The organism is Bacillus haimaensis (assembly GCF_048270625.1).
GTDB classification, from domain to species: domain Bacteria; phylum Bacillota; class Bacilli; order Bacillales; family Bacillaceae_I; genus Sutcliffiella_A; species Sutcliffiella_A haimaensis.
In genome coordinates this window covers 3,694,713-3,718,452 of sequence record NZ_CP158164.1, presented here as the reverse complement: position 1 = coordinate 3,718,452, position 23,740 = coordinate 3,694,713, and the positions used below count along the sequence as shown (strand labels likewise).

22 protein-coding genes, 10 tRNA genes, 1 rRNA gene and 1 pseudogene are annotated in these 23,740 nt (G+C 44.6%); 32 read left to right on the top strand and 2 right to left on the bottom strand.

From position 1 onward, the window contains the following. Positions 1-126: 126 nt before the first annotated feature. The 6 genes from ABN702_RS18890 to ABN702_RS18865 all read left to right on the top strand — a co-directional run bounded on the left by ABN702_RS18890 (position 127) and on the right by ABN702_RS18865 (position 7,904). Entirely contained in the window at positions 127-1,197 is a 1,071-nt protein-coding gene (locus ABN702_RS18890; RefSeq protein ID WP_417898257.1) for a D-alanine--D-alanine ligase, read from the top strand. 96 nt (positions 1,198-1,293) lie between these two features. Further along, positions 1,294-2,658: a UDP-N-acetylmuramoyl-tripeptide--D-alanyl-D-alanine ligase gene (locus ABN702_RS18885; RefSeq protein ID WP_417898256.1), complete on the top strand. Its 1,365-nt coding sequence runs from the start codon at positions 1,294-1,296 to the stop codon at positions 2,656-2,658. Between the two features lie 533 nt (positions 2,659-3,191). Then, positions 3,192-4,715: a DEAD/DEAH box helicase gene (locus ABN702_RS18880; protein ID WP_417898255.1), complete on the top strand. Its 1,524-nt coding sequence runs from the start codon at positions 3,192-3,194 to the stop codon at positions 4,713-4,715. 193 nt (positions 4,716-4,908) lie between these two features. Then, a complete protein-coding gene (gene uvsE, locus ABN702_RS18875) occupies positions 4,909-5,874 on the top strand; it encodes a UV DNA damage repair endonuclease UvsE (RefSeq protein WP_417898254.1) in 966 nt (321 codons plus the stop codon). A 76-nt stretch (positions 5,875-5,950) separates the two neighbouring features. Then, positions 5,951-6,430 (top strand): PH domain-containing protein, encoded by a 480-nt coding sequence (locus tag ABN702_RS18870; protein ID WP_417898253.1) that lies wholly within the window; start codon positions 5,951-5,953, stop codon positions 6,428-6,430. Further along, the gene (locus tag ABN702_RS18865; RefSeq protein ID WP_417898252.1) at positions 6,420-7,904 is read left to right on the top strand and encodes a PH domain-containing protein; all 1,485 of its coding nucleotides are present in this window, start codon (positions 6,420-6,422) and stop codon (positions 7,902-7,904) included. The genes ABN702_RS18870 and ABN702_RS18865 overlap by 11 nt, the downstream gene beginning before the upstream one ends. 29 nt (positions 7,905-7,933) lie before the next feature. Here the strand turns inward: ABN702_RS18865 and ABN702_RS18860 are convergent, their stop codons facing one another. Then, positions 7,934-8,641 (bottom strand): rhomboid family intramembrane serine protease, encoded by a 708-nt coding sequence (locus tag ABN702_RS18860; RefSeq protein ID WP_417898251.1) that lies wholly within the window; start codon positions 8,639-8,641, stop codon positions 7,934-7,936. A 102-nt stretch (positions 8,642-8,743) separates the two neighbouring features. Between ABN702_RS18860 and acpS the strand changes: the two genes are divergently transcribed. The 14 genes from acpS (at position 8,744) to ABN702_RS18790 (ending at position 19,928) form a co-directional block, all read left to right on the top strand. Continuing rightward, complete coding sequence (gene acpS / locus ABN702_RS18855) at positions 8,744-9,103, top strand: holo-ACP synthase (protein ID WP_417898250.1); 360 nt, start codon at positions 8,744-8,746, stop codon at positions 9,101-9,103. Between the two features lie 144 nt (positions 9,104-9,247). After that, positions 9,248-10,264, top strand: coding sequence for a LolA family protein (locus ABN702_RS18850; RefSeq protein ID WP_417898249.1), 1,017 nt, complete (start codon positions 9,248-9,250; stop codon positions 10,262-10,264). Positions 10,265-10,422: 158 nt separating this feature from the next. Next, complete coding sequence (gene alr / locus ABN702_RS18845) at positions 10,423-11,595, top strand: alanine racemase (RefSeq protein WP_417900971.1); 1,173 nt, start codon at positions 10,423-10,425, stop codon at positions 11,593-11,595. Between the two features lie 149 nt (positions 11,596-11,744). Further along, positions 11,745-12,026: a CopG family ribbon-helix-helix protein gene (locus ABN702_RS18840; protein ID WP_078382395.1), complete on the top strand. Its 282-nt coding sequence runs from the start codon at positions 11,745-11,747 to the stop codon at positions 12,024-12,026. A gap of 4 nt (positions 12,027-12,030) precedes the next feature. Continuing rightward, positions 12,031-12,381, top strand: coding sequence for a type II toxin-antitoxin system endoribonuclease NdoA (ndoA, locus tag ABN702_RS18835; RefSeq protein ID WP_010195163.1), 351 nt, complete (start codon positions 12,031-12,033; stop codon positions 12,379-12,381). 257 nt (positions 12,382-12,638) lie between these two features. Then, on the top strand, positions 12,639-13,466 hold the full coding sequence (locus tag ABN702_RS18830) for an RsbT co-antagonist protein RsbRA (RefSeq protein ID WP_417898248.1): 828 nt from the start codon (positions 12,639-12,641) through the stop codon (positions 13,464-13,466). Then, positions 13,463-13,819 carry an STAS domain-containing protein gene (locus ABN702_RS18825; RefSeq protein WP_010195165.1) on the top strand — a complete coding sequence of 119 codons (357 nt, stop codon included), beginning with the start codon at positions 13,463-13,465 and terminating at the stop codon, positions 13,817-13,819. Before ABN702_RS18830 ends, ABN702_RS18825 begins: the two co-directional genes overlap by 4 nt. A 3-nt stretch (positions 13,820-13,822) precedes the next feature. Further along, positions 13,823-14,224, top strand: coding sequence for an anti-sigma regulatory factor (locus ABN702_RS18820; protein WP_417898247.1), 402 nt, complete (start codon positions 13,823-13,825; stop codon positions 14,222-14,224). A 13-nt stretch (positions 14,225-14,237) separates the two neighbouring features. Then, positions 14,238-15,245 (top strand): PP2C family protein-serine/threonine phosphatase, encoded by a 1,008-nt coding sequence (locus ABN702_RS18815; protein WP_417898246.1) that lies wholly within the window; start codon positions 14,238-14,240, stop codon positions 15,243-15,245. 76 nt (positions 15,246-15,321) lie between these two features. Beyond that, positions 15,322-15,630 (top strand): STAS domain-containing protein, encoded by a 309-nt coding sequence (locus ABN702_RS18810; RefSeq protein WP_417898245.1) that lies wholly within the window; start codon positions 15,322-15,324, stop codon positions 15,628-15,630. A gap of 22 nt (positions 15,631-15,652) precedes the next feature. Then, on the top strand, positions 15,653-16,129 hold the full coding sequence (rsbW, locus tag ABN702_RS18805; protein ID WP_417898244.1) for an anti-sigma B factor RsbW: 477 nt from the start codon (positions 15,653-15,655) through the stop codon (positions 16,127-16,129). Then, positions 16,104-16,889 (top strand): RNA polymerase sigma factor SigB, encoded by a 786-nt coding sequence (gene sigB / locus ABN702_RS18800; protein WP_417898243.1) that lies wholly within the window; start codon positions 16,104-16,106, stop codon positions 16,887-16,889. Before rsbW ends, sigB begins: the two co-directional genes overlap by 26 nt. Further along, positions 16,886-17,485 carry a PP2C family serine/threonine-protein phosphatase gene (locus tag ABN702_RS18795; RefSeq protein ID WP_417898242.1) on the top strand — a complete coding sequence of 200 codons (600 nt, stop codon included), beginning with the start codon at positions 16,886-16,888 and terminating at the stop codon, positions 17,483-17,485. Before sigB ends, ABN702_RS18795 begins: the two co-directional genes overlap by 4 nt. 259 nt (positions 17,486-17,744) lie before the next feature. Further along, positions 17,745-19,928, top strand: a complete 2,184-nt coding sequence (locus ABN702_RS18790; protein WP_417898241.1) for a Tex family protein — start codon at positions 17,745-17,747, stop codon at positions 19,926-19,928. A 50-nt stretch (positions 19,929-19,978) separates the two neighbouring features. Here the strand turns inward: ABN702_RS18790 and cmpA are convergent, their stop codons facing one another. Then, positions 19,979-20,089, bottom strand: a complete 111-nt coding sequence (gene cmpA / locus ABN702_RS18785) for a cortex morphogenetic protein CmpA (protein ID WP_204418464.1) — start codon at positions 20,087-20,089, stop codon at positions 19,979-19,981. Positions 20,090-20,182: 93 nt separating this feature from the next. Here cmpA and ABN702_RS18780 point away from each other — a divergent pair. The 12 genes and pseudogenes from ABN702_RS18780 (at position 20,183) to ABN702_RS18725 (ending at position 23,582) form a co-directional block, all read left to right on the top strand. After that, positions 20,183-20,655 (top strand): annotated as a pseudogene (locus ABN702_RS18780) (SprT family protein). Between the two features lie 201 nt (positions 20,656-20,856). Continuing rightward, a tRNA-Asn gene (locus tag ABN702_RS18775) sits at positions 20,857-20,931 on the top strand. Positions 20,932-20,936: 5 nt separating this feature from the next. After that, positions 20,937-21,027, top strand: a tRNA-Ser gene (locus ABN702_RS18770). Positions 21,028-21,037: 10 nt separating this feature from the next. Further along, positions 21,038-21,109 (top strand) — tRNA-Glu (locus ABN702_RS18765). A gap of 49 nt (positions 21,110-21,158) precedes the next feature. Then, positions 21,159-21,234: transfer RNA gene (locus ABN702_RS18760), tRNA-Val, on the top strand. A 37-nt stretch (positions 21,235-21,271) separates the two neighbouring features. Continuing rightward, positions 21,272-21,346: transfer RNA gene (locus ABN702_RS18755), tRNA-Gln, on the top strand. Between the two features lie 25 nt (positions 21,347-21,371). Continuing rightward, positions 21,372-21,455: transfer RNA gene (locus ABN702_RS18750), tRNA-Leu, on the top strand. A 21-nt stretch (positions 21,456-21,476) separates the two neighbouring features. Continuing rightward, positions 21,477-21,559 (top strand) — tRNA-Leu (locus tag ABN702_RS18745). Positions 21,560-21,659: 100 nt separating this feature from the next. Next, positions 21,660-21,736: transfer RNA gene (locus ABN702_RS18740), tRNA-Arg, on the top strand. A gap of 14 nt (positions 21,737-21,750) precedes the next feature. Beyond that, positions 21,751-21,824, top strand: a tRNA-Pro gene (locus ABN702_RS18735). 11 nt (positions 21,825-21,835) lie between these two features. Next, a tRNA-Gly gene (locus ABN702_RS18730) sits at positions 21,836-21,909 on the top strand. A gap of 123 nt (positions 21,910-22,032) precedes the next feature. Then, positions 22,033-23,582, top strand: a 16S ribosomal RNA gene (locus ABN702_RS18725). The last annotated feature ends 158 nt before the right edge of the window (positions 23,583-23,740 follow it).

Sequence of the window (23,740 nt, the reverse complement as noted above, 5' to 3'; positions counted from 1 at the left end):
GGATTGACGTACTTAAATGATAGATCCAGTTTCGAATTCTTATTTGTAAGTGATATAATAGGAACAACTAAGAATGAAATTATCTTTTTTTAAAATATATCGAGGACTCGCGCGAGGGGGAGCAACATGAAAACGAAATTGCATTTACTATATGGTGGGAAATCAGCAGAACACCAAGTTTCTCTACAGACTGCATTGGCAGTGACAAAAGCATTGGATACAGATAAATTCGACGTTTATCCGTTATACATAACCGAACAAGGTGAATGGCGCAGTGGCAGTCTTCTATCCGGACCTGCGGAAAGTGTTCAGCAGCTTAAATTGGAGGACGGCGGAACAACGATTGCACCTTTGGCATTGCCTTCATCCGAACAGACAGAAGAGCAGCAGACGGTAGTATTCCCGTTGTTGCACGGTCCGAATGGTGAAGATGGTACAGTTCAAGGAATGCTCGAACTACTCAACCTTCCATACGTGGGTAATGGAGTATTGGCTTCTTCTGCCGGTATGGATAAAGTCATCATGAAAAACCTTTTTGATCAGGCAGGACTTCCTCAAGTAGGATATGTTCATTTCCTTCGCTCTGAATGGGAAAAGGCTGCGGACTCCACTTATGAGAAGGTGGAAAAAGAGCTTGGATTCCCTTGCTTCGTAAAGCCTGCCAACCTGGGTTCCAGTGTCGGAATCAGCAAGGCGAAGAACCGTGAAGAGCTGGCAAACGCATTCCGCGAAGCATTCGAATTTGACCGCAAAATCATTGTCGAGCAAGGGCTGGAAGGCGCACGTGAAATTGAAATCGGGGTTTTGGGAAATGATGAGCCTGAGTGTTCCGTAGTGGGTGAAATTGCTCCTAAAACTGAATTCTACGATTATAAGGCCAAATATGAGGACGGGGATACAGCAATGATTATCCCGGCTGAAATTGACGATGATATCTATGAGCAAGTAAAAGAAATGGCGATTACGGCATTCAAAGCGATTGATGGATCCGGATTGGTTCGTGCAGATTTCTTCTTAACAAAGGAAGGAAAGCTGTACATCAATGAAGTGAATACGATGCCTGGATTTACACCGTTCAGCATGTTCCCTCTTTTATGGCAGCACACGGATGTTCCTTATCCGGAACTGATCAAGAAGCTTGTGCAGTACGCGCAGGAAAGACATGTGGATAAACAGAAAATCAAACACACATTCTAATTAGACAGATAGGGGATGACAACGGAGTTTTAAGAAATTAAAACGTCCATGTCAGCCCCTTCTCTATGATATAAGAACCCAGGAGAGTGGACGAAGATGATAAAAAGAACCCTGAAACAAATACAAGAGATGGCCAAAGGTGAAGAGATAGCTTCTGAATTTAGGGAGATCATGGTGGAAGGCGTGTCCAAGGATACACGGGAGGACATGAGCGGCAAATTATATATCCCGATTATTGGAGAAAACTTTAACGGCCACCAATTTGTCCAGCAGGCGATTGTGGAAAAAGGTGCGGTCGCTTCACTATGGCAAAAGGATCAGCCGGAGCCTCCGACAGATGTGAACTTGATTTTTGTCGAGGATACGATTGAAGCGCTGCAGCAATTAGCAAGCAGTTACCGCGACCAGATCGGGATGAAGGTTGTGGGGATAACAGGAAGCAATGGAAAGACAACCACAAAGGATATGGTGACTTCCCTACTACAAACCACTTTCAATGTACATAAGACAGCTGGTAACTATAATAATCATATTGGCCTACCTCTCACCATCCTTTCCATGAAAGAAGACACGGAAGTAGCGGTCCTGGAAATGGGGATGAGCGGCAGAGGTGAAATCGAGCTTCTGTCCCACATTGCCAAGCCGGATGCAGCGATCATAACCAACATCGGCGAATCTCATATGCAGGAACTCGGCTCCAGAGAGGGGATTGCAGAGGCGAAGTTGGAGATTGCAGCAGGACTCAAGCCAGGCGGAAAACTGATTATCAATGGAGATGAGCCGTTGCTTACAAATAAAGTGTCCGATTTCGATTGTGATGTGATTACTTTCGGTTTAAATGACGAGAATGATTATGTTGCACAAGATATCGTGCTTAAAGGGAATGGAACGCAATTTATAATAGAAGAAACTGCTTACATGATTCCTGTTTTAGGTGCCCATAACGTGACAAATGCCCTAGCTTCGATTGTGGTGGGTGAAATTTTTGGCGTGAATGAAGAAAATAGGAAAAAAGGGTTAGAAAAAGTTTCGCTGACTGCCATGCGTAATGAAGTGGTGGAAACAAGCGGCGGATGGACCGTAATAAATGATGCATATAATGCGAGTCCAACCTCGATGAAAGCTGCGATAGATCTTTTGGGAAGCCTCACAGGATACAATAAGAAAATTGCTGTTCTTGGCGATATGCTGGAGCTTGGCGACCAGGAAATTCCTTTCCACGAGGAAGTGGGCAGGTACGTGCAGGAAAAAGGGATTGATTTTGTCCTTACCTATGGAATCCTAGGCAAAAGCATTGCTGAAGGGGCTATGGCCGTCCTGGGTTCAGATAAAGTTAAGTCCTACACCGATAAGAAGGTTCTGATAGGGGAGCTGTTGAAAATGTTGCAGGCTCATGATGTGGTAATCGTGAAAGGCTCTCGCGGAATGCGTTTGGAAGAAGTGGTTCAGGGACTGCAATAACTGTGTGTAGTACTTATTTTAGCTGAAGGTCTCGCAAATAATTTATCGCTTGATGTTTCTGACCCTATATAAGGGGTAAAACTAAATAGGGAGCTAAAAGAATAAGTACGTTGGGAATACAAACGGATATAAATGAAAAAAATAGAAGTAAACGTATTTCCTAACTTACAGCTTCTCAAAAGAAACGCGTGTATCCAGTGAATTGAAAGCGCAATAAAGGAAAAACATGTGCTGTCCGTTTAGGGAAAATGGTGGAAATGCTTGTGAAAGCAAAGAAAGGGCCTTATGCTTAATAAGAGTGATAAGGTCATCTAAAGTAAGATGGCTTGAAAATGGTACGGTGTTCTTATGGAAAAAGAACAAGAGGAAGATGGTTTTCTCCTATAAGTTGGCATTAACGTTTATTGCTATTTATTAGCTGAAGTGTTATGATTACAGTTAATGTGTTTAATAATGTCTACTTATAAGGAATTAGGCAGCGTCTGACGTTTGCCTAATTTATTAATTTGTATAGATAAAGGAGTAGGAATAATTTGGCGTTTTTTAAAGATTTAGGTTTATCAGATGATATCATGCAGTCAATCAACAGAATGGGGTTTGAAGAAGCTACCCCTATCCAATCGGAAACAATTCCTGTTGCACTAGAAGGGAAAGACGTAATCGGTCAGGCCCAAACTGGTACAGGTAAAACGATTGCGTTTGGTCTGCCATTGCTTGAAAATGTTGATGTGAAAAATGAATCCATCCAAGGGATCGTTATCGCCCCAACGCGTGAACTAGCAATCCAAGTAGCTGAGGAAATTTACAAAGCTGCTTATCATAAACGTGTACGTGTACTTTCTGTATTTGGTGGCCAGGACATTTCAAGACAGATCCGTTCATTGAAAAAGAACCCTCACATCGTAGTTGGTACTCCAGGTCGTCTACTTGACCATATCAACCGTAAGACTCTTCGTCTTCAAAATGTGAACACGGTTGTTCTTGATGAAGCGGATGAAATGCTAAACATGGGATTCATCGAGGATATCGAAAAAATCCTTGCTGAAACACCAGAACAAAAACAAACATTACTTTTCTCTGCTACAATGCCTGCACCTATCCGTGCAATCGCTGAGCGTTTCATGAGCGAGCCTGTAAGTGTAAAGGTACAAGCGAAAGAACTAACAATATCCAACATCCAACAATACTACGTGGAAGTTCCTGAAAAGAAAAAGTTCGATACATTGACTCGTCTTCTTGACATTCAATCTCCAGAGCTTGCAATCATCTTCGGACGTACGAAGCGTCGTGTAGATGAGCTATCTGACGCATTGAACGTGCGTGGATACTCTGCAGAAGGAATCCACGGTGACCTTTCTCAAGCGAAACGTATGAGCGTACTTCGCAAGTTCAAAGAAGGTTCCATCGATGTACTTGTTGCAACAGACGTAGCAGCTCGTGGACTTGATATCTCAGGTGTAACACACGTATATAACTTTGACATTCCACAAGATCCTGAAAGCTATGTTCACCGTATCGGACGTACAGGTCGTGCTGGTAAGAGCGGATTGGCGATCACTTTCGTCAGCCCTCGTGAAGTCAGCTACCTGCACCATGTAGAGAGAGTGACAAAACGTAAAATGGATAAGATGAAGGCTCCGACACTGGACGAAGCGCTGGAAGGCCAACAAAAAATGTCCATGGAGAAAATTACGCAAGCAGTTGAAGCTGAAAATCTTGGCTTCTACCGCAATGCAGCAGAGCAATTATTAGAAGAGCATGATGCAATTACTTTAGTATCTGCAGCCCTTAAATTGTTCACAAAAGAGCCGGATGAAACTCCTATCCGCTTGACTGAAGAAGCGCCAATGCACTCAAGAAGAGACCGTGGCGGCAACCGTGGTGGCGGAGATCGCAATCGTGGCGGTGGAGACCGTAACCGTAGTGGCGGCCAAGGCGGCAGCAAAGGCAACTGGTCTAAACGTCCAAGCGGCAAACCTGGATCAGGATCTGGTTCCAGAGACGCAAGCGCAAAACGTCAAGGATTCAAACGCTCTTCCCGTAAGGAACGCGTATAATAGATGATACAAAGCAGAAGAGGCTTGCCTCTTCTGCTTTTTTTGGTTTAGGGACAGATTCCTTGTCCCAGGGCGTAAAAACCTGCATTTCTAACTTAAGGCATGTGCTGCAAAAGGGACGATGGACCTGTCCCTTAAACTTGGGCATGCTAACTTTATACCAAAACTGAGGAATAAAGAAGGAGTGAAGATAATGACGCTTGTAAGGTTGGGGTATGTGGCGATGAGTATGCAACTGCAGAATGCATCTCCGTCTAAGACGATGACGTTTGCGCAATTCAGCAAGCTGAAGGACCGGGAAGCGGCGATTGATAAGCTGGAGCGCATTTCGGTCACGAATTTGGAGAACTGCTTGCGTTTATTGAGGCATAATGTAGCGAATGATATAAAGTTTTTTCGTTTCAGTTCGAAGCTTATTCCTTTGGCGAATCATGAAGAGCTGGGTGAATGGAAGTTCATGCGACCGTTGAAAGGGATATTAAGTGAAATAGGGGATTACATCGAGGAGCATCCGATGCGGGTGGATTTTCATCCGGACCATTTTGTGCTGCTGAACTCGAAAAACAAAGATATCCTGAACCAGACCATCAAGACGCTGAGTATGCATCGTTCACTCCTTAAAGGGATGAGGATGCCGGCTGAACATCGCTGTGTCCTGCATATCGGTGGAGGCTATGAGGATCGTGAGCTTGCCCTCGAGCAATTTATACATAACTGGGCGCTGGTCCCGCAGGCTCTGCAGGAAATGCTGATACTGGAAAATGACGATACCACATTCCATCTGAGGGATGCTTTGTATGTCTGTGAAAAGCTCAATGTCCCGCTAGTGTTCGATTATCATCATCACCTGGCTCATTTTGAAAAGGAAGAGTGGGAAGAAGAGTGGGAAAGGGTGGTAGGAACATGGGAGTACTCGCCGCTGCCTGTGAAAATGCATATCTCGAGTCCAAGGGATGAGAAAAATTTCAGGGCACATGCAGACTATATCGATCCGAAGATGTTTATGGAATTCTTATCAAAGATCAAGGGGAGTGTGGAGGAGATTCATTGCATGATTGAGGCAAAGAAAAAAGATGAGGCATTGTTCCGCTTGATGGAAGATCTGAAGGAATATCCTGAGATAGAAAAACTGGATGGAGGTTCGTTTATCATCCATTAAATTTTCCATATTCTTTCTTTAAATAGTATACTTGGGAAAGAAGAGAGAAGAGAGAGTTAGGAAAGGTGGGGGCGTGATGAGGCCGGAACCTAGTCAGATGATCAACAGGAAGGCGCTATCCGTTTGGAGGATTTCAGCTGTCCTCAATGCCGTATTTTATTTAGGGATGTTCGGAGCATTTTGGTTTATTCAACAGTTTTTCGAAACTCCCTGGTGGGTTTTGGCGATAGTAATCGGTCTGCTTCTTCTTATCCTGGTGTTTTCCATTTTTATTTTTCCTGTCTTGCAGTGGAAGCGATGGAGATATGAGGTCCATGAGCATGAAATAGATATCCAACGGGGTATTTTCATTAAAAGAAGAACCCTTGTCCCGATGGTGCGTGTCCAGCATGTTGATACTAAGCAAGGTCCAATTTTACGTAGGTACCATTTGTCGACCGTTACGATTTCGACAGCGGCGACCATTCATGAGATACCAGCTTTGGATGAGGAGCAGGCCGATCAGTTAAGGGATTATATTTCGAGGCTTGCACGGGTGACAGAAGATGATGTCTGAAAAAAGAAGAATGCACCTTGCGGTAATTGCAGTCAGCGTATTCAAGCGGATGAAAAGCATTGTGTTGCCCTTTTTATTCCTTATTTTCATTGGCGTGAAAGATGGTGAAACCCTAGGGCTTCTACTGACTGGTGCAGGCCTGGTGGTGGTGTTTGCCGCGACTTCAGGATGGAGTGTTGCGGAATGGTATCGCTTCTACTATTGGGTCGAAGATGGGGAACTGCGTATTGAAAATGGCGTCTTTGTGCGACAACGCCGCTTTATCCCCCAGGAGAGGATTCAGACGATTGATACCTCGGAAGGGATCATTCAACGTATTTTCGGATTGGTGAAAGTACAGGTGGAGACAGCAGGTGGCGGTACGGAGGCGGAAGCGGTACTCTCGGCAGTAACGAAGGAAGAAGCTGAGCGTCTCCGTGATGTGCTACTCAAGAAAGGACCGGCCATCAGCGTGGTGGATGGGCAAGTGGAAGTGATGGGTGGAGATCTGGGTGCTTTTCGGGTGGAAGAGACGGAGATTTCCAAGCCAACGTACACAATAGCTTGGAAATCCTTATTTTTGGTCGGGACCACCTCCGGGGGAATCGGGGTCGTATTATCCGCAGTGGTTGCGTTTATTTCCCAGCTCGATCAGTTTATCCCGTATGAAGAAGTGGTGGACCGCTTTGACCTGGTTTTGCAGACGAGTGTGTACTTTATCGCTTCGGTTGCATTTTTCGTTCTTTTATTGTCGTGGTTGATTTCCATTGCGATGACCATGATTAAATACGGGAATTTCACTGTAATCAAACTAGGGGACGAGCTGTTGATTTCAAGAGGCATCATCGAAAAGAGGCAGCTGACCATCCCGCTTGGAAGGATCCAGGCAATTCGCATTTCTCAAAATCTGTTGAGACAGCCGTTTGGGCTTGCAACCGTTTATGTAGAAAGTGCAGGTGGAGCTGGTGGAAAAGAATCGGATTTTTCGACCATCCTGTTTCCTTTGGTAGATGTAAAAGAAGTTGGTGGACTGCTGCAGGATTTCACTCCGGAATATAACATGCAGAACTGCATTCAGCCACTGCCTAAACGGTCGTTGCCCCGCTATCTGATACGACTGATCATTCCTGCATTACTCTTATCCTCTGTTGTGGCATATTTTTTCCAACCGTATGGACTTTTTGCATTCATTCTTGTAGGGCTTGCTGGAGCGTTGGGCTATGGCCAATACAGTGCAGGAGGATGGAACATCAGAGGTTCACAGCTGCAGTTGTCCTATCGGTTAGTGAATAAGAATATCGTGCTGGTCCATAAAAAGCGGGTCCAGGCCTTTGAGTGGAAGGAGTCGGAATTCCAAAAGAGGCAGCATTTGCAGACAATCTATGCTTCCATCAAAAGTAGCGTCTCCTCCAAGAGTTTTCGAGTGGTGGATGTGGAGAAAGAGGACAGCGTGAAGATCTTTGATTGGTATACGTATGAAAAAAAGCAAGGATAGGAGGAACGCCCTCTGTATCCTTGCTTTTTTTACATGAATCTGGACAATGCCCCCAAGGCGACCAACACGATCAGTACAATCCAGAAAATCGATTGCCCCTTGCTTCCTCGGGAAGGGTAGTGCCCTATATTCGGAAAAATCTGCCTTAATGAGCGGGTATATGTTCCTTTGCCGAGAAAGATCGGTGCCAGAATCGTTCCAGCCAGGAACCCGAAAATATGGGCATAGATATTTACGTTGCCCGTGAAGAATGTCATGACCAGTGAAATGGCTAGTATGGTCAGCACGATTTGGGAATTCGCGGTGTTCAGCATGTCGGGACGGAAGAATACCATATAGAAATAGATGCCGAATAGGGCGAATATTGCTCCTGAAGCCCCCAGATGTGAATAGTAGACTGGTGCCAGCAAGAGAGTTGCCACGTTGGCGGCTATTCCTCCAAGCAGATACATGGAGATGAATTTTCCTTTTCCAAGCATCCTTTCCAGTCCTGGACCAAAGAGAACGAGGGAGAGGGAGTTGAAAAGCAGATGTGTAATGGATTCGTGCAGGAAAATGGGAGTGATCAGCCTCCAATATTCTCCTTCAAAGACCAATAGATTATAGCCTACTGTCAGGTGAAGAAAATAGTCGGAAAACTGAACGGTCAGCCATAGTACTAGATGTATGGCTATGATTGTGGTAATAATAGGATATAATTTTGTGAAAGTACGAAAGTTTTCAGTCCGGACAAACATATTTTTCACTCCTTCTAAATTTAGAGTACCATTCCCCATAGGAAAAGTCTTTTAAGGAACTTGTCATACACTACAAACTATATGTTAAAGGGAGGTCATTGTATGATTATTGGCACGGGTATCGATATTGTGGAACTCGAACGGATAGGGAAATTGATGAACCGTCAGCCCGGCTTTGTGGATAGAGTCCTTACTAATGAAGAAAAGACGCAATTTCAAGCATTGGGCGATAAAAGAAAAGTAGAATTTCTGGCAGGCAGATTCTCCGCGAAAGAAGCATTTTCGAAAGCTTATGGTACCGGGATCGGGAAAGATCTAAGTTTTCAGGATATGAATATCGCCACTACGGAAAAGGGAAAACCCTATTTTACAAGACCATTATCTAGTAATGTCCATTTATCCATTTCTCATAGCGAGCAATATGCAGTTGCTCAAGTAATTATTGAAAGCTTGGAAAGCTAGTCTGCATATTCCCTAGGCTTGCCTCATATACATAGTTCAGAAAGGAGACAAGGTGTACAAGTAAGAGATGGCAGCTCCGTTATCTCTGCAATCTCACTTTTTCTCTAAGGTAAACATGTAATTAAGGCAAAGGGGATGAAAAATTTGAGAAAAGCATGGCTTTTGTTAATGGTGGGAATTGTGAGTATCCTTGTTCTTGCCGGGTGCGGCACAAAATCGAAAGAAGACGTCACGGCAGCATTGGGTAAAAAAGTAGAAGAGATGAAAAGCTACGAATCCAATGCGAAAATGACGTTGCAAACTGGCGCAGAGCCACAGGTGTATGAAGTGCAGATCGGTCATAAAAAGCCTGGCTATTACCGTGTAAACCTGAAGAATGCCCAAAAGGATCAAAGCCAGATAATCCTTCGCAATGATGAAGGGGTCTTCGTATTGACGCCTGCGCTTAATAAAAGCTTCCGTTTTCATAGTGAGTGGCCGCAAAACAGCAGCCAGGCATACCTTTTTGAATCTCTTGTGAATGATATCAAAAATGACCCGGAGGCAACGTTCACTGCAACAGAAGAGCATTATGTGTTCGTAACGAAAACAAACTACCAAAATAATAAGCTATTGCCTACACAGGAAATCACATTAAATAAAAGTGATATGACTCCGGTCAGCGTGAAAGTGATGGATCCGGATAAAAAGCCGTTGGTGCTTGTCGAGTTCTCCGACTTCAAATTCGACGCAAGCTTCGATGAAGATGCATTCGATGTGAAAAAGAACATGGCTGGTGCTCAGGTGGGACTGCCGACATCCGGTCAGGTAAATGAGGAAAATGCTCCATTCAATGTGTTGATGCCTACGGATGTTCCTGCCGGATCGGAAGTCAAAGAACAAAAGGAAATCACTACGGATGACGGCAAACGTGTGGTCACAACCTTTACCGGGGACAAAACGTTTACGTTGGTTCAGGAAAAAGCACGCTATTCCGAAGTCAGTACATCTGCCTTTGTAAGCGGAGAGCCGGTAGACCTTGGCTTCACGGTAGGTGCGCTGACAGAAAACAGCCTGACCTGGAACTATCAGGGTATGGATTTCACATTGGCATCCCAGGATCTAACGCAGGAAGAATTGATGATGGTTGCACGCTCTGTGCAGGGTGCAGCTGTTAAATAGACTGGAGTATAAAGCGAGCAGGTCCTATTTAAGGGCCTGTATTTTTTTGTGCGGCGTGGACAGGTCCCTTGTCCCTGGACAAGGGACCTGTCCACGCTCTTTAAGTTTGTGGTATTATTGGGGGATAAGAATTGTTGGTAAAGGAAGTGCTGGGGGTTATGTCGAGCTTTCATCGGGACACTTGGGTTGAGGTTGATTTGGATTGTATCTATGAGAATGTAAAGGCGGTTCAAGAGCATGTGACGGATGATGTGTCGGTCATTGCTGTTGTGAAGGCCAATGCTTACGGTCACGGTGATGTGCAGGTGGCAAATGTGGCACTTGAGGCAGGGGCGAAGTATTTGGCGGTGTCATTCCTCGACGAAGCGATGTCGCTCAGACAGCAGGGGGTGAAGGCTCCCATCCTCGTTTTGGGTGCATCAAGGGTAAGCGATTTGGAGCTTGCTGCCAAGGAGGATATCACACTGACTGTTTTTCAGAAGGAATGGCTGGAAGAAGCGAGCAGGGTCAGCCTTGGGGATGCTAGCATCAACTTGCATTTAAAGCTGGACACTGGAATGGGCAGGATAGGAGCGAGATCCAAGGAGGAAGTCGTGGAGATTGTCTCTCTGATCAAGAGCATGGATAACTTTCAATTGGAGGGGGTCTATACCCACTTTGCTACTGCGGATGAGATCCATTCCACCTATGTGGAGAAGCAGTTCGAGCGTTTTGGCGAAATGATTCACGAAGTCGAGGAATTGCAATCGGTTCCCTTTATTCACTGCGGCAACAGTGCGGCTACTCTAAGATTTCCCAAACGAATTTTTAATGCAGTACGGGTGGGGATTGCGATGTACGGACTCACTCCGTCCCCTGAAATGGTGCCGACCTTGCCATTTCCTTTAAAAGAAGCATTTTCCCTTCATACAAAATTGGTGCATGTGAAAAAGCTGTCTTTGGGTGAAAGTGTAAGCTACGGGGCGACCTACACTACAAAGGAAGAGGAATGGATCGGAACGGTGCCCCTCGGGTATGCCGATGGATGGACCAGAAAGCTGCAGGGAATGAATGTACTGGTGGATGGCCAGTATGCTCCGATTGTTGGAAGGATCTGCATGGATCAATTTATGATAAAGCTTCCATATCAACTGCCGGTAGGAACGGTTGTTACATTAATTGGAAATCAAGAAAGGTTGAGAATAAGCTCTGACGATGTGGCAGAGAAGCTCGATACCATCAACTATGAGATTCCTTGCATGGTCAGCTATCGGGTGCCGCGCATGTTTCTGAGAAATAAGAGTATAATGGAAGTGAGAAATTATTTGCAAGACAAACCAATAATGGGATAAAAGCGTAGCATTTGTATAAAAAAGGCTTTTTGATGCGATAATAGGTAGGAATTCAGGAAATTGACTTTGCAATTTCCGGCATTAATGGTATTATGGAATATGGAATAGTATTAATTATATGTGTCTGTAGTTTCTTGGAGGTGTATGCTGTGTCTGAATCCAGCGCAACAACTGAAATCTTAATTCGATTACCTCAAAACTTAGTATCGGAGCTAGATGGTTTGGTAAAACAAGAAAACGGCAATCGAAACGAATTAATTTATCAAGCGACAAAGATGTACCTTCGCGAGCGTAAAAAGCGTCAAATTCGCGAGTCCATGAGACGTGGCTACATGGAAATGTCTAAGATTAATTTAAACATTGCATCTGAAGCTTTTCTTGCAGAATATGAGGCGGAGCATACGGTTGAACGCTTAGTTAGCGGGGGGTAATCATTTGATTGTCAAACGCGGTGACGTTTATTTTGCTGATTTATCCCCGGTAGTCGGGTCTGAGCAAGGAGGCGTTCGACCAGTACTTGTCATCCAAAATGATATAGGTAATCGCTTTAGCCCGACCGTTATTGTAGCTGCAATTACTGCTCAAATTCAGAAAGCCAAACTTCCTACACATGTAGAGATCGATGCAAAGCGTTATGGTTTTGAACGTGACTCGGTTATCTTGCTCGAACAGATTAGAACCATTGATAAACAAAGACTGACTGACAAAATTACTCATCTAGATGAGGAAATGATGGACAAAGTAGACGAGGCGCTACAAATAAGTTTAGGACTTATTGACTTCTAAATATTTTGTATACGTTCCTATTATGAAAGCTATTCACCAAAGCGAGTGAGTAGCTTTTTTAATTTGTGCCCAGGAAAAATCCTATTTCCCGTCCCTATTTGATACCACTAAATTTAGGTAAATAAACCACAATTATGGATAGTCTCCCATTGAAGATATTTGACAGGTAAAATAAGAAAAATTTATAGTGTAGGTAGCAGAATTTTTATATTATTGTCGAATTTATATATTATTCACCATAAAAAGGAGCCGGGATAATGAATCGAGAGATAATCAGTTATATCGAAAAGAACCGAGAATCAATTTTTAACCAGTGGATCGAAGGTATGGATGAAATTGGGGACAAGAAGGAACTGAAAGCCATTTCGGAAAAGGTCTACCTCAGTACAAGCCGTGAGTATATCAATTTACTCTTAAACAATATCAGTCAGAATACGGACAACCTTTCTGTTAAATTGACGGATTTTGCGGAGAAGATTGTACGTTTCGGCTGGCCGCTTGTTTATGTGACGGAAGGCTTATCGCTGTTCGGTAAAATCGTGTTTGAGGGGATGACGCAAGAAGCGGATGATTCGAGTAAAATCTCTATCATGTATGATTTCGATCAATGGCTGCGTCCTGTCTATAACGAAATTGTCAAAACATATACAGGAACATGGGAGCATACCGTTTCCATGCAGAAGATTGCACTTCAGGAGTTGGCTGCGCCATTGATCCCGGTATTCGATAAAATCTCGGTCATGCCATTAGTAGGAACAATTGATACGGAACGCGCGAGACAAATTATGGAAAACCTGCTACAGGGTGTCGTAAAGCATCGAGCGGAAGTTGTATTGATCGATATCACAGGTGTTCCTGTAGTTGATACCATGGTTGCACATCATATCATCCAGGCTGCAGAAGCGGTGCGTCTCGTTGGAGCGAAGTGCCTTCTTGTTGGAATCAGACCGGAAATCGCGCAAACCATCGTGAATCTAGGAATCAACTTAGATCAGATTATTACGAAGAACTCGTTGAAAAAAGGTATTGAAACGGCATTAGAAATTACTAATAGGAAAATAGTGACTGCGGGGGATCCAGAGTGAGAATTCCAATATTGAAACTTCATAACTGTCTTCTTATCTCTATCCAATGGGAATTAGATGATCAAACGGCATTGCAATTTCAAGAAGATCTTCTAAATCGGATACATGAAACCGGCGCAAATGGAGTAGTGATCGACCTGACTTCTGTCGACATGATCGACTCATTCATTGCGAAAGTGCTTGGTGATGTAATCAGCATGTCAAAACTTATGGGTGCGCAAGTTGTTTTAACAGGAATTCAACCGGCTGTTGCCATTACATTAGTTGAACTCGGAATTCAACTTGACGAAGTTTTCACAGCGTTGGATTTAGAAAAAGGTCTGGAGAAATTACAACAGGAATTGGGGGAGTAAAAGATGACTGTCCAATCCTGTGTAAAAATAAGGAATGAGTGGGACATTGTAGCTGCCAGACAAATGGGTAGGAATGTTGCCAAGGATCTAGGCTTCGGTACTGTGGACCAAGCTAGAATCACCACAGCTATATCCGAATTGGCGCGGAACATTTATTTGTATGCAGGCACAGGTCAAATATGCATCGAAGAAATGAATGAATACGGAAAGATAGGCCTTAGGGTCATCGCGACGGATGATGGTCCCGGAATTGCCGATATAAGACAAGTGATGGAAGACGGTTTTTCGACGTCAGGGGGACTTGGAGCGGGTTTGCCAGGGGTAAAGCGTCTGATGGATTCGTTTTCGATTGACTCTGAATCCGGTCAAGGAACAACAATCAATGCAGTAAAGTGGGTTCGTTAAGGGGGGATAACCCGTGAATTTTGAGGAGATAGAATCACAATATAAAGAAATATTATCAGCCTATCTAAACAGGCAATCAGAGGAAGCTTTATACAAGGGGCAGGAGTTCAGCCGCAAGCTTTTGGCGGAAAAGGTCTCCCCTGAAGAGATAATCAGTGTGCATAAGGCGATGCTGCAAGATCTGTCCCCGGATATACCGGACGATATTCTGCATTCACTCGATGTGCTGCTAGAAGTGATGATCGGATACGGGATAGCGTACCGTGAGCACCAGAGCCTTCGTCATCGGCAACAGGAGATACAGACGGAAATCGAGATAGCTGTCAATGTTCAACAGACATTGCTGGAAACAAAGATCCCGCAGACGGATGCTGTCGAAATTGGAGCGATCAGTGTACCCGCTAAAATGATGAGTGGAGACTATTACCACTTTGTGCATAATGAAAATGACTCGTTCAGTGTAGCGATAGCCGATGTAATCGGAAAGGGCATTCCTGCTGCCATGTGTATGTCGATGATCAAATATGCGATGGACAGCTTGCCTGATACGAGGGTTGCCCCAAGCTTTGTGCTTGGCAATTTAAATAGAGTAGTAGAGCAGAATGTGGATGCCAGTATGTTCATCACGATGTTCTATGGCATGTATGACCTGACAAAGCATCTATTTTCTTTTGCGTCCGCCGGTCATGAACCACCGTTATACTATGACTCTGCTGCAGACAGTTTTTTTGAGCTTGATGCCAGGGGGTTGGTGCTCGGAATAGATCGCCATGCCACCTACGAACAATACGAAAAGCAGATAGGGATAAATGATTTGGTCATCCTCTTCAGCGATGGTGTAACGGAATGCCGTACGGAAGAAGGCTTTATCGAGGTTGATAAAATCATAGATCTGATCAGGTCCTATATACATCTGCCTCCTCAAGCGATCGTGGAGCTGGTTTACCGGGACTTGGAAAAGATACAGGATTTCCAACTGAGGGATGACTTTACTTTAATAATATTAAAAAGAAATGTTTAGAAGTTTGTAAAGCGGGTATTTAGTATTGAGATGACCAAAAATGGAATTCTAATTCATGTTTGAGGTGACGATGTAAATGAATATGGAAATTCAAATAAAAGAAGAATTAAACCAAACGATCGTTGTATTAGAAGGAGAAATCGATGCCTACACTGCTCCAAAGGTGAAGGAAAAGGTTGCCCCGATGCTGGAGGGCTTCAGTGGAGAAATCGTTTTTGACTTATCGAATGTTAATTATATGGACAGTACAGGTTTAGGAATGTTTGTCGGATTTTTTAAAACAGTAAAAGCAAACAATGGGATCTTCCGTCTGATCGGACTTTCCGATCGTCTTAAAAGGCTGTTTGATATTACTGGTTTAGCAGGAATAATGGAAATTAAATAAGTTCACTAAAGGTGGGGGAACAATGAACCGGGCTTATGATTATATAGAAATGGCTTTTCCGGCTAAGGCTGAATATGTAGGAGTTATCCGTCTTACTTTATCTGGAATAGCTAATCGTATGGGATTTTCCTACGATGAAATCGAAGATATCAAGATCGCTCTCAGTGAAGCGTGTACCAACGCTGTGGAGCATGCCTATAAGCAGGATGAAGAAGGGAATATCAGATTAGGTTTTGGAATCTACAAGGACCGTCTGGAACTTGTGGTAGCGGATAACGGGAAAAGCTTTGACTTCGAAAAAGTCAGAGAGGAGCTTGGACCTTATTCCGAATCACAACCCGTAGAAACTTTGCCTGAAGGAGGGTTAGGATTATTCTTAATCCAAACGCTGATGGATGATGTGAAAGTACACAGTAATCAGGGCGTTACAGTCTTCATGACAAAGTATGTACAAGGAGAGCAGGTGGAAAGGGATGCAGAAACAATCTCCGTCCAATAAATTGGATGTTAATATGCTATTGGAGCGGTACCAACAGGAAAACTGTGAAGTATCGCAGTTGCAATTAGTCGAGCATTATACTGCACTTGTTGAATCCATCGCTCGTAAGTATTCGAGAGGCAAATCCTTTCATGAAGATCTTTCCCAAGTGGGGATGATTGGATTGCTGGGTGCCATGAAGCGTTTTGACCCAAGCTTTGGAAGAAGCTTTGAGGCATTCGCTGTTCCAACTATTATCGGTGAAATCAAACGATTCCTAAGAGATAAAACGTGGAGTGTCCATGTTCCTCGCAGAATCAAAGAGATTGGCCCGAAAATAAAATCGGCAGTAGAAGAGCTGACAAATGAGCTTCAGCGTTCTCCGAAAGTGTATGAAATTGCCGATTATCTAGAGGTTACAGAGGAAGAAGTATTGGAAGCGATGGAGATGAGCCAGAATTATCAAGCACTTTCCGTCGATAACGCAATAGAAGCTGATTCTGATGGAAGCACCGTCACGATCCTTGATATTGTCGGTAACAAAGACAGTGGTTTTGAACAGGTGGATCAACAGATGCTTCTGCAAAAAATATTCCATGTACTCTCCGAAAGAGAAAAGCAGATCATTGAGTGCACCTTCTTTCATAATATGAGCCAGAAGGAAACCGGTGAGAAGCTGGGTATTTCACAGATGCATGTATCAAGACTGCAAAGAAAAGCCTTAACAAAATTGAAACAAGCATTTTTAGCGGATAACACTAGTACGGAGATCTTTTCATGATTGAACAGTTCCAACATGAAAAAGTGAACGTGAATGCCTATCAGAATCCCAAAAACGGAATGTACTTTTGTGGTGATAGCTACTATGTGAACGCTACAGATGATTACTTTATATGTGTCGTAGCTGATGGCTTAGGTAGTGGGGAATTTGCACATGATGCTTCGCAAGCGGTAATCTCCGCTGCCAAAGCCCATGAAAAAGAAGACGTTACAGAGATAATGAAAGCTTGTAACGAAGCTATGAAAAATAAGCGTGGAGCTGCAGTATCTGTCTTTAAAGTAAACTACAACAAACAAGAGGTTGTTTACAGCTGCGTTGGTAATATCCGTTTTTTCCTTTACCCTCCGTCAGAAAAGCTTATTTATCCTCTTCCGGTCAAAGGCTACTTATCTGGAAAACCTCAAAATGTGAAAACTCATCGATTTCCTTTTTCGTCAAAAATGAAGTTCTTTGTATACTCGGATGGTTTGAATATTCCATCTGTACGCAAATACATCAAGGATATTCCATCTGCCACTTCCCTGCTGGAAATTGCAGCAGTCTATACAACGGATGGCATGGACGATGTAACCATCATATCAGGTGAAATTCAATAATGTTTATGCTTTTGACTAACGACAAATGTTGTTAGTCTTTTCTTTTTCCCTTGAAGTGCATGTTCAAAAAGGAGGATAAAAAGAGCAAAGAAGTTCGAGGAAGCGAAGTCTCGAGCACCGCAGCGTATATTTGGGATACGTGAGGAGCGGAGAGGCAAGCTGACGAAGAAATTCGAAGCTATTTTTACCGGACTTTTTGAACATCCTCTTGAAACTTTGATAAAATGGAAGTGGGATTTAACGTAGGGAGGCAAAAATAGTGGAATGGAATCAAAAAAACGAACAGCTACTCAATCAACTTGCAAAAGACGTTGAGGTTACTAAATCACAAGCGAAAAAAGTGATCTCACTATTAGAAGAAGGGAATACGGTTCCTTTTATCGCCAGATATCGAAAAGAGCAAACCGGCTCACTTGATGAAGTCCAAATACGGGCAGTCATGGAAAAGTGGCAATACATACAGAATCTTGAAAATAGAAAAGAAGAGGTTATCCGACTGATCGACGAACAAGGCAAACTGACAGAAGAACTTCGCAGCAGTTTAATGAAAGCCTCGAAGCTTCAACAGGTGGAAGACCTTTATCGACCATACAAACAAAAGCGCCGTACAAAAGCGACCATTGCAAAGGAAAAGGGCTTGGAACCATATGCATTATGGCTAATGAGCTTTCCCTCTGCACCATCACTCGAGGAAAAGGCACAGGAGTTCCTGTCTGGGGAAAAAGAAGTATCCACTGTGGAGGAAGTGTTGGAAGGTGCAAAGGATATCATTGCGGAAATGGTCTCGGATGAAGCGGTTTATCGCCAATACATCCGTGACCTGACCTTTAGGCAGGGCCGAATCGTGTCGGTAGTCAAGTCTGAAGAGAAAGATGAAAAACAAGTCTTTGCGATGTATTACGAATATGAAGAACCGATTAATAAAGTACTGCCACACAGAGTACTTGCTGTAAACCGTGGGGAAAAAGAGGATGTCCTACGCGTCTCCGTTAAGGCGCCTGCAGAAAGAGTTCTTTCTTATTTAAACAAACAGGTGATTAAAAGAGAACATTCTCTCGTCGCATCATTAATAAAAGAGGCAGTCGAGGACAGCTATAAGCGCTTGATCGAACCTGCCATAGAACGGGAACTGAGAAAAGAACTGACCGAAAAGGCGGAAGAGCAGGCAATACATATCTTCTCAGAAAACCTGCGGAATCTTTTGCTCCAGCCACCTTTGAAGGGCAGAGTTGTGCTTGGTGTAGATCCCGCCTATCGTACCGGGTGTAAACTTGCCGCAGTGGATGAAACTGGAAAGGTTCTTACTATTGGAGTTATCTATCCTCATGCCCCAGTCAATAAACGGAAAGAGGCAATTCAGAAACTATTGGATGTCCTGCAGACCTATAACATCGAGGTGGTTGCGATAGGGAACGGGACCGCTTCAAGGGAAACGGAACAATTGATTGCAGAAGTTATCCAGCAATCAGGAAAAAGCATATCCTACCTGATCGTAAATGAGGCCGGTGCAAGCGTCTACTCTGCCTCTGATCTTGCACGGGAGGAGTTCCCTGACCTTCAAGTAGAAGAAAGAAGTGCTGTTTCCATTGCCCGCCGTCTACAGGACCCATTAGCGGAACTGGTGAAAATCGATCCGAAATCAGTGGGTGTCGGGCAGTACCAGCATGACGTTGCCCAAAAACGATTGGCTGAATCCCTAAACTTCGTGGTCGAAACAGTAGTAAACCAAGTAGGCGTAAATGTTAACACCGCATCATCCTCCCTTTTGCAGTATGTGGCAGGATTATCGAAAACGGTGGCCAACAACATTATCAAAAAGAGGGATGAGCAAGGGAAGTTCAGCAGTCGTTCAGAATTGAAAGGGATTCCAAGACTTGGAGCCAAAACCTATGAACAGTGTATCGGCTTCCTGCGTATCATCGACGGTAAGCAGCCGTTAGATAGAACAGATATCCACCCCGAAACCTATCCGGATGTAAAAAAGCTCTTAAAGCAATTAGGAGTTTCTGAAAAGGAAATCGGGACCGAGAAGCTGCAGCTAGCTTTGAAGAATGTTGATGTCCAAATGTTATCAGCAGACTTGAGCATCGGTGACATTACGCTACAGGACATTATAGAGTCCCTGATCCGCCCGGAGCGTGATCCGCGAGATAATATGCCGACACCTCTATTGAAGAAGGATGTCCTGCAGCTTGAAGATCTGAAAAAAGGGATGGAACTCGAAGGAACCGTCCGTAACGTCGTGGACTTCGGCGCTTTCGTTGATATCGGAGTCAAACAGGATGGACTTGTCCACATCTCAAAACTCAGCAACCGCTTTGTTAAGCATCCGCTCGATGTCGTCTCAGTAGGAGATATCGTAACAGTCTGGGTGGACGGTGTTGAGGTGAACAAGGGAAGAGTCTCCCTCACCATGCTTGCCCCTGAAAAGCAGGAGGTCTAAATAATGAAAAAGAAATGCCGCCCCTTATCCCAGGAGCGGCATTTCTTTTTCTATCCGTTCTTTTTATGATAAAAAAACCAACATTGATTCAGCATCTTAATCTGATATCTGTCTTTTTCCAAGTAGGCGCGTTGCATCTGTTTTTTAAACCAAGAGGGCATAAGGCTTACCTCCTTAAATTTAAATACTTTTCCTTTATGTATAAGTAGTTTATGCAGTATACTTGTGTTGGTTCAAAGGAAAGGAAGATACACATGGATGACAAACATCTGCAAACCCTGATTGAAGAAACCTCCTTAAAATACTTCAACCTCCCATTTATCCATAGAGCTTCTTTCAACCCGCGTCTTAAGACGACCGGGGAAGGTACCTGACATCTTCAGGCGATATCGAAATAAATAAACGATACTACGATGCCCTAGGAATGGATGAGTTGATCGGTATCATCAAGCATGAACTTTGCCACTATCACCTTCATCAAAGAGGGATGGGGTATAAGCACCGAGACCAGGACTTCAGGATTCTCCTGAAAAAGGTAGGGGCGCCTCGCTTCTGTACACCGATAGAAGCCCCATCCAATAAACCGAAAAACTATCGCTATTATGAATGTGTACAATGCCAGCAAGTATATAAACGGGTAAGAAGAGTTAATATAGTGAAGTACCGTTGCGGGAAATGCAGAGGAAGGTTAAAAGAAGTCACAGACCGTATTGACAGAAAGGATTAACCTGTGCTATTTTATTAAAGTCGCTATTTTACGAAGCGTACAAAATGTTATAATCATATATCTTTTTCTGTTTTAAAAAGGCTTGACATTTTAAGACAAGCTTATTAAAATAAAGGAAGTCGCCTATTTGAAAGAATAGCGATTTGTTAATGGTTTTTGTACCGTAGGGTGCAACGTTCGTAAAACTATTTCATGTACCGTTCCACCATAGCTCAGCGGTAGAGCATTCGGCTGTTAACCGAAGGGTCGTAGGTTCGAATCCTACTGGTGGAGCCATATTCGGGGAAGTACTCAAGTGGCTGAAGAGGCGCCCCTGCTAAGGGTGTAGGTCGTGTAAGCGGCGCGAGGGTTCAAATCCCTCCTTCTCCGCCATAATATTTCAGGCCCGTTGGTCAAGCGGTTAAGACACCGCCCTTTCACGGCGGTAACACGGGTTCGAATCCCGTACGGGTCACTACTAAGTGGGATGCAAAACTGCATGTTTTGCTTCCCATTTCTATCCTGGAGGATTAGCTCAGCTGGGAGAGCACCTGCCTTACAAGCAGGGGGTCGGCGGTTCGATCCCGTCATCCTCCACCAGAGGAACTTATTCCTTTTTAAATAAACATCTATTCGATGGGCTATAGCCAAGCGGTAAGGCATCGCACTTTGACTGCGACATGCGTTGGTTCGAATCCAGCTAGCCCAGCCATCTTTATTTTTTGTACTAACACCTTGCGGGTGTGGCGGAATTGGCAGACGCGCTAGACTTAGGATCTAGTGTCATTGACGTGGGGGTTCGAGTCCCTTCACCCGCACCATATTTTTTCAGCCTTATATATGCGGTCGTGGCGGAATGGCAGACGCGCTAGGTTGAGGGCCTAGTGGGGGCAACCCCGTGGAAGTTCGACTCTTCTCGGCCGCATCGAAATAACTTTTCGAAAAAAGTGTTGACATTGAATGCTGCACTTGGTATGATAGTTAAGTCGCCATTGAGCGGCTAACGAAAATTACAACTAAATTTAGCGCCCGTAGCTCAATTGGATAGAGCGTTTGACTACGGATCAAAAGGTTAGGGGTTCGAGTCCTCTCGGGCGCGCCAACATATAAATTAAACGGGGAGTAGCTCAGCTTGGTAGAGCACTTGGTTTGGGACCAAGGGGTCGCAGGTTCGAATCCTGTCTTCCCGATTTTGTTTTTAGCGGGTGTAGTTTAATGGTAAAACCTCAGCCTTCCAAGCTGATGTCGTGGGTTCGATTCCCATCACCCGCTCCAAAATGATTTAATGATCTTTGAAAACTAAACAAAACAACAGCGTCCACGTTAATCTTATAGAGATTAACAAAGAACGAAAAAGAAACATAAGCTAGTCAACATTTGAGCATAAGCTCAAACTCTTTATTGGAGAGTTTGATCCTGGCTCAGGATGAACGCTGGCGGCGTGCCTAATACATGCAAGTCGAGCGGACTTACAAAAGCTTGCTTTTGTAAGTCAGCGGCGGACGGGTGAGTAACACGTGGGCAACCTGCCCTTGAGACTGGGATAACTTCGGGAAACCGGAGCTAATACCGGATAATATAAGGAACCTCCTGGTTCCTTATTGAAAGATGGTTTCGGCTATCACTTAAGGATGGGCCCGCGGCGCATTAGCTAGTTGGTGAGGTAACGGCTCACCAAGGCGACGATGCGTAGCCGACCTGAGAGGGTGATCGGCCACACTGGGACTGAGACACGGCCCAGACTCCTACGGGAGGCAGCAGTAGGGAATCTTCCACAATGGACGAAAGTCTGATGGAGCAACGCCGCGTGAGTGATGAAGGCCTTCGGGTCGTAAAGCTCTGTTGTTAGGGAAGAACAAGTGCGAGAGTAACTGCTCGCACCTTGACGGTACCTAACCAGAAAGCCACGGCTAACTACGTGCCAGCAGCCGCGGTAATACGTAGGTGGCAAGCGTTATCCGGAATTATTGGGCGTAAAGCGCGCGCAGGTGGTTTCTTAAGTCTGATGTGAAAGCCCACGGCTCAACCGTGGAGGGTCATTGGAAACTGGGGAACTTGAGTGCAGAAGAGGAAAGTGGAATTCCAAGTGTAGCGGTGAAATGCGTAGAGATTTGGAGGAACACCAGTGGCGAAGGCGACTTTCTGGTCTGTAACTGACACTGAGGCGCGAAAGCGTGGGGAGCAAACAGGATTAGATACCCTGGTAGTCCACGCCGTAAACGATGAGTGCTAAGTGTTAGAGGGTTTCCGCCCTTTAGTGCTGCAGCTAACGCATTAAGCACTCCGCCTGGGGAGTACGGTCGCAAGACTGAAACTCAAAGGAATTGACGGGGGCCCGCACAAGCGGTGGAGCATGTGGTTTAATTCGAAGCAACGCGAAGAACCTTACCAGGTCTTGACATCCTCTGACAACCCTAGAGATAGGGCTTTCCCCTTCGGGGGACAGAGTGACAGGTGGTGCATGGTTGTCGTCAGCTCGTGTCGTGAGATGTTGGGTTAAGTCCCGCAACGAGCGCAACCCTTGATCTTAGTTGCCAGCATTAGGTTGGGCACTCTAAGGTGACTGCCGGTGACAAACCGGAGGAAGGTGGGGATGACGTCAAATCATCATGCCCCTTATGACCTGGGCTACACACGTGCTACAATGGACGGTACAAAGGGCAGCAAAACCGCGAGGTCGAGCCAATCCCATAAAACCGTTCTCAGTTCGGATTGCAGGCTGCAACTCGCCTGCATGAAGCCGGAATCGCTAGTAATCGCGGATCAGCATGCCGCGGTGAATACGTTCCCGGGCCTTGTACACACCGCCCGTCACACCACGAGAGTTTGTAACACCCGAAGTCGGTGGGGTAACCTTTTGGAGCCAGCCGCCTAAGGTGGGACAGATGATTGGGGTGAAGTCGTAACAAGGTAGCCGTATCGGAAGGTGCGGCTGGATCACCTCCTTTCTAAGGAATATGACGCTGTTTGTTTTGTTTAGTTTTGAGAGAGCATTCTCTCAAAAAAATATGCGCTTGCGTCTGCAAGTGAATTCAAGAAGTTGGATTCCTCAGCGCATGGCAGCATGAAGTAACGCTCTGAATCATCGCATGAAGTGATGTAAATC